Below are 13,217 nucleotides of genomic sequence, written 5' to 3' on the forward strand. Positions count from 1 at the left end.
TACGCTGCGCCCGTCGATCCGGCACCGCCCCGGCCGCACCGCACCGGCACACACCGGTCACGGGAGGACCGCAGGACGGCACGAGCCGTTCGATATCATTCGCGATCTCATTTCGTCCGGATCGCAAAGATTCGGCGGACTTACCCATTCGCCCCGTAAGCGCATTCTTGGCGGGCAATGCTACTCTCAACGGCGTTCCGCAATAGTGAATGCGAGTAGAACATGGTGCAGTCCGTTCAGCGTGCAGTGCGCATCCTGAAGGAACTGTCGACGTCGGGCCCTCACCTGGGTGTCACCGAGCTCGCCGCGCGGATCGGCGTCTCCAAGCCGACCGTGCACGCGCTGCTGCGCACCCTGGAGGCCGAGGGCCTGGTGCGCCAGGAGAAGGCGACGAGCCGGTACCTCCTGGGACCGGCACTGCTTCGCCTCGGCAACTCCTACCTGGAGACGCAGGAGTTGCGCTCCCGTTCGATCGCGTGGGCGGACACCCTGGCCGAGCGCACCGGTGAGGCCGTGTGGGTCGCGGTGCTCGACGGCGACCAGCACATGCTCGTCGTGCACCACGCCTTCCGGCACGGCAGCGGGATACAGATCCTGGAGCTCGGCGCCAGCATTCCGTGGAACACCTGCGCGCTCGGCAAGTCGCTCGTGTCGTTCCTGCCCCAGCAGCGGCAGAAGGAGCTGCTGGAGGGCGAACTGGCCCGGCTGACCGGGAAGAGCGTGGTGGACCCCGCCGTCCTGGCGGACCAGCTGGCGCAGACCCTGCAGACCGGGTACGCCCTGGAGGACCAGGAGAGCACGCTGGGCGAGGCCGGCATCGCCTCGCCCGTCTTCGACCGCTCCGGCGATCCGGTGGGCGCGATCGGCGTCATCGGGCCCGTGGAGCGGCTCCTGTCGGAGGAGAACCGGCAGAAGCACGCCGTGGCCGTACGGGACGTGGCGACCCTGCTCTCCCGCGAGCTCGGGGCGGGCCGCGGCACCGCCTGGCGCGTCACCGGCTGAGCGCGGGCACCGACCTGGCCACGGGCGCCGAACGGCTATGAGCGGCCGGTGACAGCGAGCCCCCGCTGACCGTGAGCGCCGGCTGACCGTGAGCGCCGGCTGACCGCGGACGCTGCCGGCACGTCATCCGCCGGCCCGGCTCCCGTCTCCACCCCTACCCTTTGCCCCCTGCTCCTGCCCTTCCCCTGCACTGCGCTGCACTGCCCTGCCCTGCGCACGGGCGGGCGGGCGCAGTGAGCGTGAGGGTGCAACGGGCAAGGGTGCAACGGGTGAAGGGGGAGGTGCGCGGGAGCGTGTCCCGCGTACCTCCCCCTCGGTGTCCGGGGATCCGTCGGCCGGGTCAGTCGCCGACCCGGCCGGCCACGCCCTCCACCCAGCGGTCCGCGAAGCCGTCCGCGACGGCCTGGCTGCGCAGGGTGTACGTCTTCAGCAGCCAGCGCGAGCGGGACCGCTCGGGGTCGTTGACCTCGATCAGCTCGCGGCTGTGGAGCCCGTTCTGGTTGGCGAAGATCAGCAGGTCGCCCTCCAGGATGCGGTGCCGCTTCTTCTCCGCCCGGGTGAGCGCGTTCTTCAGCTCGATCAGGGCGTCCTTGGCCTCGCCCGGGGCGTCCGGCGCGACGGTGGTGTGCGTGTCCAGGTAGCGGATGCCGTAGTCGCCCTGGAAGACCGCGTGCTTCTCCGAGAGGGTCAGGCTGCTGTTGTTGTCCCGGGAGACCACGTCGAAGGGGGTGACGAAGTGCGCCTGGCCCAGGACGCGCAGGGTGTCCTCGGACAGCGCGGCCCGCAGGGCGCGGGCCTCGACCAGGCTCGTGCAGGTGTACTCCTGCAGCGGGCAGCGCATGCCCAGCAGGCTGATGTAGTCGGCCCGTACGGGATGGGCGGTGCGGTCGTTGTGGTAGACGAGCTCGCCGTCGCTGTAACCGGTCTGCTTGCCGTGGTACTTGCTGATGGAGTACACGTCGGTGAAGAAGTCCCCGTTGAACCGGGTCGCGTACGCCATCACGGGGGTGCGCGTCAGCTGCGCCACGAGTTCCAGGAACCCCTCGCCGACGAAGGTCCGCTTGCGGGCGTACTTGTCCGCCTGCGGGTCGTCGTGCCCGAGCTCGGGAAGGTCCTTGTCCACCGGGCAGTTGCGCAGCACGTGCGTGTCGGAGACGCCCTCGGCGCGTTGTGCCCGGATCCGTTCGGCGGCCTGGACCAGCGACGGGGGGACGTTGCCCTCCGTCGCCTGTCGTACGGCCGCGGAGAAGGCGTGGTAGTCGTCGTAGGGGCTGGTCTCGACGGTCTCGAGAACCCCGTACAGTTCGTCCTTCTCCTGGTCGGTCATGAGGTGGAACGGCTGCATCGGCTCACTCTTTCCCTTCGGTTTCGCTCTCCCCTGCGGCCGGTGCCGCGCCCAACGCCGCGTCCACCGTGGTGACTTCGGCGGTGCGGCGCAGCAGGGTCAGCGCCGCCTCGTGCAGTTCGGGGCTCGACGTGGCGGTGGCGTCCTCCAGCACCTCCACACGGAAGTCCAGGTCGTGGGCCTCGCGGGCGGTGGACAGGACGACCAGGTCGGTGGTCACTCCGGTCAGCAGCAGCGTGTTCACGCCGTGGGAGCGCAGGACCAGTTCGAGGTGGGTGCCCAGGAACGGGTTGACCCGGCGTTTGGCGATGACGGGCTCGTGCGCCTGGGGTTTGAGCAGGTCGTGGACCTCGGTGCCCCAGGTCCCCAGGATCAGCCGGTCGCCGTCGGCCGCCTCGGCGAACAGCGGTGACGTCGGCGGCCAGTCCGTGAGTCCCGGGGAGAAGCCGACGACCACGTAGACCACCGGTATGCCCTGTTCCCTGGCGTGGTCGATGGCGCGGCGGGTGTGGCCGAGGACGTCTCTGCTCTCGATCTGGGCGAGGCAGACGTCGTTGTACTTTCCCTCGGGGTGGGCGATCTCGTTGATGAGGTCGAGCACCAGCAGGGCGGGGCGGCGGGTCATACCGTGCTCCTGTTCGTCGTGGGCAGGAGGGGCCGGCGGCGCCGCTCGTACGCGCTGATCTCCGCTTCGTGGCGCAGGGTGTCGCCGATGATGTCGGCGCCGCGCAGCAGCCGGTCCCGGGCGCCCTCGTTGATCTCGAACTCCTCGGTCCGGCCGGCGAAGCGGACCTGGCGCCGTTCCAGGTCGACGGTGATCGGTGTGGTCGGGTCGCTCTCGGTCAGCTCCCACAGCCGCTCCACGGCGTCGGCCGGCAGGGCGACGGGCAGCAGGCCGCGCATGAGGGCGTTCTCGCGGAAGATGTCGCCGAAGCTCGCGGCGATCACGGCGCGGAACCCGGACTTCTGCAGCGCCCAGACCGCGGACTCGCGGGAGGAGCCGGTGGCGAACTCGTTGCCCGCGACGAGAACGGTCGCGCCCTGGTACTGGGGCAGGTTCGCGGGGAACGCCGGGTCGTCGCGCCAGTCCCCGAACAGGCCGTTGCCGTGTCCGGCCGGGCTGAAGTAGGGGACGAAGCGGGCGGGGATGATCTGGTCGGTGTCGACGTTGCTGCGTCTGAGCGGCAGCGCGGTGCCGACGTGCACGGTGAACTGGTCCATGGCGGTGCGTGGCCTCACAGGTCGGTGGGTGCGGTGATCCGGCCGGTGACGGCGCTGGCGGCGGCCACCGCCGGGGAGGCGATGTGGGTGCGCGAGCCCTTGCCCTGCCGGCCCTCGAAGTTGCGGTTGCTGGTGGACACGGCGCGCCGGCCGGGCCGCAGCCGGTCCTCGTTGAGCCCGCAGCACATGGAGCAGCCCGCGATGGGGCGGAAGTCGGCGCCGGCGCCGGTGAAGACCCGGTCGAGTCCCTCGTCGAGGGCCTGGCGGTGCACGGCGGCGGAGCCGGGGACGACGAGCATGCGCACCCCGTCGGCGACCCGGCGGCCGCGCAGCACCTCGGCCGCGGCGCGCAGGTCCTCGATGCGGCCGTTGGTGCAGGAGCCCACGAACACGGTGTCGATGCCGATGTCCGTCAGACGGCTGCCGGGCTTCAAGTCCATGTAGGCCAGGGCGCGTTCGGCCGCCGCGCGTTCGGGTGCGGTGGCGAAGTCGGCGGGGCTGGGCACGCGGCCGTCGAGCGGCAGGCTCTGGGCCGGGTTGGTTCCCCAGGAGACGTGGGGCCGGACGGTCGCGGCGTCGAGGGTGATCCGCCGGTCGAACCGCGCGTCCGGGTCGGTGCGCAGCGAGGTCCAGTAGGCCTCCTCCGCGTCCCGGTCCGCTCCCTGGGGCATGCCGGGGCGGGTGCGCAGATAGGCGAAGGTCGTTTCGTCGGGGGCGACGAGTCCGGCCTTGGAGCCCGCCTCCACGGACATGTTGCACAGGGTCATGCGGCCTTCCATCGACAGTGCCTCGACGGCCGGGCCCCGGTACTCGATGATGTGTCCCTGGCCGCCGCCGGTGCCGATGACCGCGATCAGCGCCATCACCAGGTCCTTGGCGGTCGCGTCCGCCGGGAGCGTCCCCGTGACGTCGACCGCCATGTCCTTGGGCCGGCGCGTCCACAGGGTCTGTGTGGCCAGTACGTGCTCCACCTGGCTGGTGCCGATGCCGAAGGCGATGGCGCCGAACGCGCCCAGCGTGGTGGTGTGCGAGTCGCAGCACACGACCGTCATCCCGGGCCGGACCAGGCCCTGTTCGGGTCCGATGACGTGCACGATGCCGTGTCCCCGGTCGCCGCGCCGGTGCACGGGGATCTCGAAGGCGGCGCAGTTGTGCCGGAGTTGGGCGGCCTGCCGGCGGCCGGCGGGGTCGTCGAATCCGTCGAGGGGGGAGGTGGTGGGGACGTTGTGGTCCTCGGTGCCCACCGTCAGTTCGGGGCGCCGCACGGCGCGTCCGGCGGCCCGCAGGCCGTCGAACGCCGCGGGCGTGTTCACCTCGTGGAGCAGGTGCAGGTCGACGTAGAGGAGGTCGTCGCCCCCTGCCTCGCCGCTGCGGACCGTGTGGGCGGCCCAGACCTTGTGCGCAAGCGTTGAACCCATGGCCGCAAGACTCGTGCCATGCGGCGGGCCGGGGCATCGGCCGATGGTGGAGGTCTCCTCCGCCGGTGCACGGCGCTCCTCCTTCCGCGCATCCGGGCCGCGACGGGCGCTCCCGTCCTTCGTCGGTGGATGACGCGGCGGCCCGCCGCGGTCACGATGGCCGCGCGTTCCGCACCTGTTCGGCCCGCCCACACCTTCGGAGAACGATGAACGGACACCGTGAAGCAGACGCGCATCCCGTCCCCGGGCGGTCCGGCCCGGCGCAGGTCCCGCCCGTGTCCCGGGTGCTGGCACTGCGCGGTGCCACGCAGGTGGCCTCGAACGATCCGCACCGGATCGTGGAGGCGACCGGCGAGCTGCTCCGCGAGCTGGTCGTGCGCAACGCGCTCGAGGCGGCGGACCTGATCAGCATCTGGTTCACCTCCAGTCCCGACCTGACGGCCGCCTATCCGGCGCGTGCCGCACGGGAGTTGGGGTTCGTGGACGTGGCGCTGATGTGCGCGAGCGAGATCGACGTACCGGGCGGCAGTCCGCGCACGGTCCGTGTGCTGGTCCACACCCACTCCACCCGGCCCCGGGAGGCGGCCGCGCACGTGTACTTGCACGGTGCGGCCGCGCTGCGCCCCGATCTGGCCGGGCGGGCGCCCGCCGCTACGTCCGAAGCGCTCTGAGCGGACAGCGGGCGGTGCGGTGGCCGCCGGCCGGGGTCGGCCGGTGGTCGCCGGTGGTGGGCCGGTGATGGGTCGGCCGATGGTGGGCGGCTGGTGGTGGGCCGGCCGATGGTGGGTCGGTGGTCGGCCGGTGACGGGTCGGCCAGTGACGGGTCGGCCAGTGACGGGCGGCCGATGGTGGGCGGTCTCGTGGTGGGCGGGTGGAGGGGGCCTGGTTCACACGCCGGGCATGCACCCGTGCCGTGCGCAGGCCGCCGCCGGCTGCGGGGCGCCCGTGATCTCCTGGGCGAGTGCTCTGAAGAGCATCTCGGTGGAGGCGGCCCCCGGGTCCAGGTGGCCGATGCTGCGATAACCGAGATACGAGGCGCGGCCCTTGCGCGCCTGCATCGGGATCGTGGAGCGGGCACCGGCTTCGGCGGCCTCGGCGGCGGCCGTCACGGCCGCTTGCGCGGTTCCGCCCCGCGCGCAGGCCTCGTGGAAGGCCGTCACGGCGGGCGCGAAGGCGTCGACCATGGTCTTGTCGCCCGGGGCCGCCGCCCCTAATCGGACGATGGCCGCGAGTCCCGCGTCCAGGGCCTCGCCGAAGTGGGCCGCCGCCTCCCGGTGGGCCGGCAGCGCGGCGCCCATCGCCTGGAAGGTGCTGCCGTACAGCACCCCGGACGCCCCGCCCACATGGGTACGGAGCAACACCCCGGCCTCGCCGAGCAGTTGGCCCACGGTGGCCGGTGTCTCGTCCCGCAGCAGCATGCGACAGACGTGAGAGGTCCCCCGGCGCATGTTGACGCCGTGGTCTCCGTCTCCGATGGCCGAATCGAGAGCGGTGAGCCTGGCCTCGCCCTCCTCGACCGCCCGTGCGAACGACCGGAGCCATGCTCTGGCCAGCACGTTGTCCTGCATGCTTTCCCCTCCGCTGCAGCGGCACGCGGAGGCCGACACCCGACGGCGCTGTCGGGCGGCCTCCGACGGGAAGACCCCCGACCAGCCTCTGTGCGTTCGGGCGACAGGGCCGGGCTTCCCCGCAAGAGCTAGACCGTAGATGCGGACTCTGTCGAGCGTCAACAAACATCAGAACAAGGGTGGATCAAGCTCCTGCCTTGGAAACTGAGGGCTTCACTTCCACGCGGCGGTCGGCTTCCGCTCGCGAGCGCCTAAAACTCGCCAAAACGATGTTCAGCATTGATGAATAGCGTTCAGGAAAATAGGCTTCGAATGCAGGGGTCGAACAATTTGACGAAGGGCGTACCGCATGTCTCTGGAACGTGATCTCTTCGGCGCGGAACACGCCGAGGACGGCCCAGCCCGCGTGCTGGTCGCGGATCACGACCCCATCTCCCGCCACGTCCTGACCCGCGTCCTGGGCGCTTCGCCCCACCTCGAGGTGGTGGGCGGCGTGAACCAGCAGCAGCCGCTGCGCCAGTGGCCGCTCGACCTCGTGGACGTGGCCGTCCTGGCGGTCGCCCCGCGCGAGGACGCCGCCGGCCTGATCCGCCAACTGGACCTGCGCAAGGTGCGGGTGCTGGTCGTCGGCACCGGCTGGACCCGGCGGCGCCTCGACGCGTTCTTCGCGGCCGGCGCCACGGGCTGTCTGGTGAAGAACATCAAGGTCGCCAAGGTCGCCGCGGCCATCCGCGCGGTGGCGTCCGGCCACACGGTGCTCTCCCCCGAGCTGCGCGCCCTGTACGCCCGTCAGACGGCCGCCGCGCCCGCTCCCGCCGCCGGTTCCAGGAACCTCCTGCACACGCTCACCTCCCGGGAACAGGAAGTGATGCGCAACCTCGCGGAGGGCATGTCGACGGCCGAGACGGCGGTGCGGCTCAGGGTGTCGCCGGCCACCGTCAAGAGCCATGTCTCCCACACGCTGACCAAGCTCGGGGCCCGTAACCGGCTGGAGGCCGTGCTGCTCTTCCAGCGGTCCTGGAACGTGGAGGGGGACGCCGCGCCCGCCGCCCCCTGTCACCCGGCCGAGGTGGCCTGAGAGACGGCCCGGGCGAGGCCCACGCCGAAAGACGAAACGCCGGGAGGCCGGCCGCCCCGGGTCGGGGCGGCCGGCCTCCCGGCGTTCAAGACGTCCACGGCAGCCATGACGTCGAAGGCGTCCAAGGCCTCCACGACGTCCATGGCAGCCAAGACGTCCATGGCTTCGATGGCGAAGGAGAGTCCAGGGGCGGAGGGAAGTCCGGGGCGTCCGGCGTCAGTTGGCCGTCCATCGGGCGGACAGTCGTGACAGCCGCTCCGCCGCCCCTTGCAGGACCTCGCGGGACGCCGCGAACGACAGCCGCACATAGCCTTCGCCGCCCACCCCGAAGGCCGAGCCCGGGGCCACCGTGACCGCGGCCTCGTCGAGCAGCCGCTGCGCGAAGGCGGCCGACGACAGCCCCGTGCCCCGTACGTCGGCGAACGCGTAGAACGCGCCCTCGGGGCGGGCACAGGTGACGCCGGGCAGCGCGTCCAGGGCGCTGACCGTCATCTCCCGGCGCACCGTGTACTCCTTGAGCATCGCGGCGACGTCGTCGGCCGTCCGGGTCAGTGCCGCGACCCCCGCGCGCTGCACGAACGAGGCGGCACAACTCACCGTGTGCTCCTGGACCTTGAGGGCCTGTGAGATCAGCGGCTCGGGTCCCGCCAGATAGCCCAGCCGCCAGCCGGTCATCGCGTACGCCTTGGAGAAGCCGTTGACCGTGAGCGTGCGCTCCGCCGCGCCGGGCAGGCTGGCCAGGCTGAGATGGGCCCGGCCGTCGTAGACGATCTTCTCGTAGATCTCGTCCACGACGAGGACCAGGTCGTGGCGGACCGCGAACGCGACGATCTCCTCGGCCTCCTCGCGGTCCAGTACGTGCCCCGTCGGGTTGGCCGGCGTGTTGACGACCAGCGCCCGGGTGCGGTCGGTGACCCGGTCCTCCAGGAGCCGCCCGGACAGCCGGAACCCGTCCCGTGCGCTGAGCTCGGCGGACACCGCGCGGGCGCCGAGCAGGCCCGCCATCGCCGGGTAGCTGACCCACGCCGGGGTGGGCACGATGACCTCGTCCCCCGGGTCGAGGACGGTCATCAGCGCGGTGAACAGGGCCTGTTTGGCCGAGGGGGTCACGATGACGCCGGTGGCCGGATCCACCCGGACGCCGTTCTCGGTGTGCAGCTTGTCCGCGACGGCGCGCAGGAGTCCGGGAACGCCCCGGCTCGGGGTGTAGTGGGTGTCGCCGTCCTCCAGCGCCGAGATCGCCTCCGCGACGACGGGGGCCGGCGTGGTGAAGTCCGGTTCGCCGCCGCTGAGGTCCAGCACCTCGACGCCGGCGCGCCGCAGCCGCTGGACCGTCTCCAGCAGGGCGACGGTCGCGGACCGTTCGACCTGCGAGAACCGCTGTGCGACGCGCACGCTCCTGCCGCCTTCCTCCGCGGGGCTCACTCGCCCGCCTTGTCCGTGCCCGAGCCGACCAGCTCAGGGTTCTCCCCCGAGCCGACCGGCTCGGGAGTGTGCGCCCGGGGTGCCCGGATGTGGGTCACCGGGCGCAGCGCGTGTGCCGCGATGGCGTCGGCGTCGTGGACGAAGTCGCTCCACATGCCCGGCCGGCTGCTGCCCACCTGCATGAACCATCGGGTGTGCTCGGTGGGGATGCCGAGGACGTACATGCCCTCGTCCACGCCGCCGTCCCGGTCCACGGGGTGGAACGGGCTGCAGGTCACGGCGACGCCGCCGGTGTCGTAGCGCGTGTCCCCGCTGTCGTTGACGTAGGGCGTCCACGTTCCGGACGCGCGCAGCGCCGCGGTGAGCGGGCTGAGGTCGCGGCGCAGATCGGGGTCGGGGATCCGTGCGTCGACCAGGGTGGTGACCGGGACGGCGGAGCCGGGGACCGCGGGTGAGTGCACGACGTAGCGGCCCTGGACGGGGTCGGTCTCGAAGCGGGTGTGCGGGCCGGCGATGCGCAGCAGTCCCCGCTCCAGCAGGGCGAGGACCTGCTGGAGCCGTTCCTTGGGCGGTCCGGCCGCGAGGAAGGAGGCCCTGGGCACGTACCAGCCGAGGAAGTCCTCCTGCTGCGAGCGCCCCGTCAGTCCGGAGAAGTCGACCAGGTCGCGGATGACCCAGCGGGTGTCGCGCATGACGTCGAGCGCGGCCTTGAGCGGGGAGTCGGCGTTGCCCTCGGCGGCGTGCGCGAGGTCCCGGGTGATCTCTTCGCGCAGGGTGCGCTCGAAGTCCTCCGGGCCGGTGAAGGTGCGGTGCGCGAAGGGCCGGGCGAGCGCGTCGATGTCGATCGGCGGCACGTCCCGCAGTCCCAGCCGCTGCGCGATGGCCGCGACCTGCGGTACGCCCTGTACGGCGGCGAGTTCCACCTGTGCGGTCAGGCGTGCGGCGCTCTCCTCTCCGAGGGAGCGGCGCAGGGCCGTCGCGTAGTAGACGAGTTCGATCTCGGCCATCAGCCAGGGGAAGACGTGGCGTCTGAAGTCGAGCGGCCCGTCCGGGTGGTGGGCGCGGACGCGGGCGGGGGTGAACAGCAGCGGGCGGTAGGAGTAGCGGGGCGGTTTCTGGTTGCGGCCCCGGGCCGGCAGCGGCATTCCGCTGCGGGAGCCGGCGACGATCAGCGGCTCGTGGCCGCTGGGGTGGTAGACGAGTGTGCCGTCCTCGGCCGGGGTGAAGCGGCCGCCGCGGCCGATGGTGAGGGCCGCCATCACGTCGTAGAAGGACAGGCCGAGGCCGATGACGCCGACGGCGGAGCCGGGCGCGATCTCGTGCAGGGGCATGTCGGCCGCCGACTCGCCCTGGATGTAGCGCAGTTGGGGGTGCCGGCGAGTGAGGGCGGCGAGGTCGTGTTCGTGGCCGGTGAGCCGGTTGCGGGAGTGGCCCGTGGTCAGGACGACCCGGTCGACGTCGAGCCGTTCGCCGCCCGACAGGGCGATCCGGTAGCGGCCGTGGGTCCCGGTGACCTCCTCGACGCGTTCCTTGATGCTCCTGAGCCGTACGCCGGGCGGCAGGTTCCGTTCCACCTCGGTGAGCACCGAGCGCAGGTAGCGGCCGTACTGTCCGCGCGGTGCGTAGCTGTCGGGGCCGGGGTAGTTCCCGGCGGCCTGCCACCACTGGCCGAACGAGGGGCCGGCCCCGGCCCGCGTGGGGCCGTCGTCGGGTTCGCCCGAGTAGGCGGAACACTGGCCCGCGACGGTGTTCATCAGGAACCAGTCGGGCTGGTCGGTGCGGTAGACCTGGCCGGCCCCCGGCTCGACCGCGTCGACCAGGAACAGCCGGACGTCCAGGGGGCCCGGCTGTTCCGCGAGGCGGGCGGCGAGCCGTTCGAGCACCATCATCCCTCGTGGGCCGCTGCCGATCACAGCGATGCGCGTCGTCCTCATGCGGCTGTTTTCTCCCCCTCGACCTCGCGGTCGACGATGTACGGATAGCTCCCGAGCAGGCTCAGCGAGTCGACGCCGCGGCGCATGGCCTCGACCGCCTCGGCCAGGGGCGGGTACGCGATGTGCTGGTCGACCTCGACCAGGAAGTGGTAGCGGCCGCGGGCGGTCTGCCGGGGCCAGGACTGGATCCAGGCGATGGACACCTGCCGCCGGCTCAGTTCGCCGAGCACGCCGGTGAGCACGCCGGGTGCCGAGCGGTCGGAGGTGATCAGCAGCGCGGTGCGGTCGCGGCCCGTGGGCGGTCCCTGGGGGCCGGGGCGGCGCAGCGACACGAAGCGTGTGGTGGCGTCGTTGCGGGTGCCGATGTCGTGGGCCAGCACGCTCAGTCCGTAGCGCTGGGCGGCCTCGGGTGCGGCGATCGCGGCGTCGGTGGCGGGCCCTCCTCGCGCGAGGGCCAGTGCGGCCGCCGCGGTGGAGTCGGCGAGTACCAACTCCGCGTGCGGCAGGTGCCGTTGCGTCCACTGCCGGCACTGGCCGAGCGCGTGCGGATGGCTCACCACCCGGCGTACGTCGGACAGTCGCGTGCCTTCGGCGGCCATCAGGGCGAAGGTGACGCCCATCGCGACCTGGGCGTCGATCCTGAGCTCCCCGGCGTGCGCGACGAGTTCCCCGAGCGTGGGCGGCACCACGCCGCTGACCGAGTTCTCCAGCGGGACCACCGCCCGGGCGAAGTGGCCGCGGCGCACGGCCTCCACCGCCGCGGGGACGGTGGGGAAGGGAACGGTCTGCCGGGCGAAGGGCGCGAGCCGCCGCACGGCGGACTCGGTGAAGGTGCCCTCCGGGCCCAGATATGCGTACGTCATCGCGCCGCTGCCACCGCCCGGCGTATGCCCAGTTCGCGGGCGAGCCGTTCGCGGACGACCGGCAGGTCCTCGCAGTCGCCCTGCTCGCGCTCGGCGATGTGGACGCGGTACAGCTCGTCGAGCTCGGCCTCGTCGATGGTCACGTCGAGCTGCTCGATGAGGTGGCGCAGTACGGCCCGGCCCGAGTGGCGGCCGATGAGCAGGGAGCGCTGGCGGCCGAACCGTGCGGGCTCGACGTACTCGTAGGTGCTCGGGTCGGCGAGCATGCCCTGCTGGTGGATGCCGGCCGCGGTGCCGAAGACGTACTTGCCGAAGATGGGCTTGTTGCGGGGCTCCTCCAGCCTGATGATCTCGCGCAGCCGGTTGTACACCGCGTACATGGCCTCCAGGCGGACCCCGGTGGTCATGCCGAGCAGTTCGCTCTTGTACGCGAGGACGGCGGCGACCTCCTCCAGCGAGGTGTTGCCGGCCCGCTCGCCGATGCCGCCGAGGGCGACCTGGATCTCGTCGGCGCCGGCCGCGAGACCGGCCAGGGTGTTGGCGGTGGCCAGGCCGAAGTCGTTGTGGCAGTGGGTGGAGACCTTGACGGGCCGGGGTGCCCAGCGGCGGATCTTGCCGATGAGGGTGCCGAACTCCTCGGGGGTGTGGCAGCCCGTGGTGTCGGCGAGGATGATGCAGGTCGCGCCCGCCTCCACGGCCGCCTCGGTCAGCGCGCGCAGCAGGTCGTCCTCGCCGCGGCTGGCGTCCTCGATGCCGACGGCGATGTCGGTGACGCCCAGGGAGACGGCGTACTCGACCGTGTCCACCACTTCCCGCACGGCCGCGTGGCGGGTGATGCCGCGCTTGTGGGTCAGGTGGATCTGGCTGCCGGTGGCCACCATCTGCACCTGGTGGTTGTCGGTGCCGCCGGCCTCGACGGCGGTCTCGACGTCCCTGCGGGTGGTGCGGGAGAACGTGGCGAACCGGGTGCCGGTCAGGTGCCGGGCGATCAGCCGGGTCGCCTCGAAGTCGCTGGGCGAGGAGGCGGGGAAGCCCGCCTCGATGGTGTCCACCCCCAACCCCGCGATCAGTTGCGCGAGTTCGAGCTTCTGCTCGGGGCTCATCGCGTTGCCCGGTGCCTGCTCGCCGTCGCGGAGCGTGGTGTCGAAGACGGATATACGACGGGGTGCTGCGTGCTGGTTCACTTCTCCCCCAAAGACCTGGGACCCATCCGGAATCCTGAGCCGAACAGCCACTGATCCTCGGGAAGGCGCGGTCTGGCGTCATCCGCTGTTGGAGGAGCACCCGGGGCCGTACCGCACACTCGGCATCACTCCCGCGCCTTTGGTGGAGCGGGGGTCCACCAAGGGCCATGGTCGGTGGG

The 13,217-nt window shown here is 72.1% G+C and carries 12 protein-coding genes; 3 read left to right on the top strand and 9 right to left on the bottom strand.

The window, feature by feature from the left end:
* The first annotated feature begins 222 nt into the window (after window positions 1-222).
* Window positions 223-1,002 (top strand): IclR family transcriptional regulator, encoded by a 780-nt coding sequence (locus ACZ4TO_RS28555; protein WP_382797247.1) that lies wholly within the window; start codon window positions 223-225, stop codon window positions 1,000-1,002.
* A 340-nt stretch (window positions 1,003-1,342) separates the two neighbouring features.
* Here ACZ4TO_RS28555 and ACZ4TO_RS28560 read toward each other — a convergent pair whose 3' ends face one another.
* Genes ACZ4TO_RS28560 through leuC form a run of 4 tightly spaced genes read right to left on the bottom strand, consistent with a single transcriptional unit; the run spans window position 1,343 to window position 4,986 of the window.
* A complete protein-coding gene (locus ACZ4TO_RS28560; RefSeq protein WP_468025580.1) occupies window positions 1,343-2,347 on the bottom strand; it encodes a TauD/TfdA family dioxygenase in 1,005 nt (334 codons plus the stop codon).
* Between the two features lie 4 nt (window positions 2,348-2,351).
* Complete coding sequence (locus ACZ4TO_RS28565; protein ID WP_382797242.1) at window positions 2,352-2,972, bottom strand: cysteine hydrolase family protein; 621 nt, start codon at window positions 2,970-2,972, stop codon at window positions 2,352-2,354.
* Window positions 2,969-3,568, bottom strand: a complete 600-nt coding sequence (gene leuD, locus ACZ4TO_RS28570) for a 3-isopropylmalate dehydratase small subunit (protein ID WP_468025878.1) — start codon at window positions 3,566-3,568, stop codon at window positions 2,969-2,971. Before leuD ends, ACZ4TO_RS28565 begins: the two co-directional genes overlap by 4 nt.
* A 14-nt stretch (window positions 3,569-3,582) precedes the next feature.
* Window positions 3,583-4,986: a 3-isopropylmalate dehydratase large subunit gene (gene leuC / locus ACZ4TO_RS28575; protein WP_468025581.1), complete on the bottom strand. Its 1,404-nt coding sequence runs from the start codon at window positions 4,984-4,986 to the stop codon at window positions 3,583-3,585.
* 206 nt (window positions 4,987-5,192) lie between these two features.
* On the opposite strand from leuC, the gene aroH reads away from it, so the two are divergent.
* Window positions 5,193-5,657: a chorismate mutase gene (gene aroH, locus ACZ4TO_RS28580; protein WP_468025582.1), complete on the top strand. Its 465-nt coding sequence runs from the start codon at window positions 5,193-5,195 to the stop codon at window positions 5,655-5,657.
* Between the two features lie 216 nt (window positions 5,658-5,873).
* On the opposite strand, the gene dhaL is transcribed toward aroH, so the two are convergent.
* Window positions 5,874-6,554, bottom strand: coding sequence for a dihydroxyacetone kinase subunit DhaL (dhaL, locus tag ACZ4TO_RS28585; protein ID WP_468025583.1), 681 nt, complete (start codon window positions 6,552-6,554; stop codon window positions 5,874-5,876).
* A 349-nt stretch (window positions 6,555-6,903) separates the two neighbouring features.
* Here dhaL and ACZ4TO_RS28590 point away from each other — a divergent pair, with 349 nt between their 5' ends.
* Complete coding sequence (locus ACZ4TO_RS28590; protein ID WP_451075976.1) at window positions 6,904-7,632, top strand: response regulator transcription factor; 729 nt, start codon at window positions 6,904-6,906, stop codon at window positions 7,630-7,632.
* Window positions 7,633-7,848: 216 nt separating this feature from the next.
* On the opposite strand, the gene ACZ4TO_RS28595 is transcribed toward ACZ4TO_RS28590, so the two are convergent.
* From ACZ4TO_RS28595 to ACZ4TO_RS28610, 4 genes are read right to left on the bottom strand one after another with little or no spacing between them, the layout of a single operon-like run.
* Window positions 7,849-9,027: a pyridoxal phosphate-dependent aminotransferase gene (locus ACZ4TO_RS28595; protein WP_468025584.1), complete on the bottom strand. Its 1,179-nt coding sequence runs from the start codon at window positions 9,025-9,027 to the stop codon at window positions 7,849-7,851.
* Between the two features lie 26 nt (window positions 9,028-9,053).
* Complete coding sequence (locus tag ACZ4TO_RS28600) at window positions 9,054-10,991, bottom strand: FAD/NAD(P)-binding protein (RefSeq protein WP_468025585.1); 1,938 nt, start codon at window positions 10,989-10,991, stop codon at window positions 9,054-9,056.
* Complete coding sequence (gene pheA / locus ACZ4TO_RS28605) at window positions 10,988-11,854, bottom strand: prephenate dehydratase (RefSeq protein WP_468025586.1); 867 nt, start codon at window positions 11,852-11,854, stop codon at window positions 10,988-10,990. The genes ACZ4TO_RS28600 and pheA overlap by 4 nt, the downstream gene beginning before the upstream one ends.
* Window positions 11,851-13,038 carry a LeuA family protein gene (locus ACZ4TO_RS28610; protein ID WP_382785866.1) on the bottom strand — a complete coding sequence of 396 codons (1,188 nt, stop codon included), beginning with the start codon at window positions 13,036-13,038 and terminating at the stop codon, window positions 11,851-11,853. Before ACZ4TO_RS28610 ends, pheA begins: the two co-directional genes overlap by 4 nt.
* Window positions 13,039-13,217: the final 179 nt, after the last annotated feature.

The sequence above is a fragment of the Streptomyces sp. NPDC028298 genome (genome assembly GCF_055565895.1).

Coding starts and splice junctions, on each gene's coding strand:
- ACZ4TO_RS28555 (WP_382797247.1), top strand. CDS start 223: ATGGTGCAGTCCGTTCAGCGTGCAGTGCGCATCCTGAAGGAACTGTCG.
- ACZ4TO_RS28560 (WP_468025580.1), bottom strand. CDS start 2,347: ATGCAGCCGTTCCACCTCATGACCGACCAGGAGAAGGACGAACTGTAC.
- ACZ4TO_RS28565 (WP_382797242.1), bottom strand. CDS start 2,972: ATGACCCGCCGCCCCGCCCTGCTGGTGCTCGACCTCATCAACGAGATC.
- leuD (WP_468025878.1), bottom strand. CDS start 3,568: ATGGACCAGTTCACCGTGCACGTCGGCACCGCGCTGCCGCTCAGACGC.
- leuC (WP_468025581.1), bottom strand. CDS start 4,986: ATGGGTTCAACGCTTGCGCACAAGGTCTGGGCCGCCCACACGGTCCGC.
- aroH (WP_468025582.1), top strand. CDS start 5,193: ATGAACGGACACCGTGAAGCAGACGCGCATCCCGTCCCCGGGCGGTCC.
- dhaL (WP_468025583.1), bottom strand. CDS start 6,554: ATGCAGGACAACGTGCTGGCCAGAGCATGGCTCCGGTCGTTCGCACGG.
- ACZ4TO_RS28590 (WP_451075976.1), top strand. CDS start 6,904: ATGTCTCTGGAACGTGATCTCTTCGGCGCGGAACACGCCGAGGACGGC.
- ACZ4TO_RS28600 (WP_468025585.1), bottom strand. CDS start 10,991: ATGAGGACGACGCGCATCGCTGTGATCGGCAGCGGCCCACGAGGGATG.
- pheA (WP_468025586.1), bottom strand. CDS start 11,854: ATGACGTACGCATATCTGGGCCCGGAGGGCACCTTCACCGAGTCCGCC.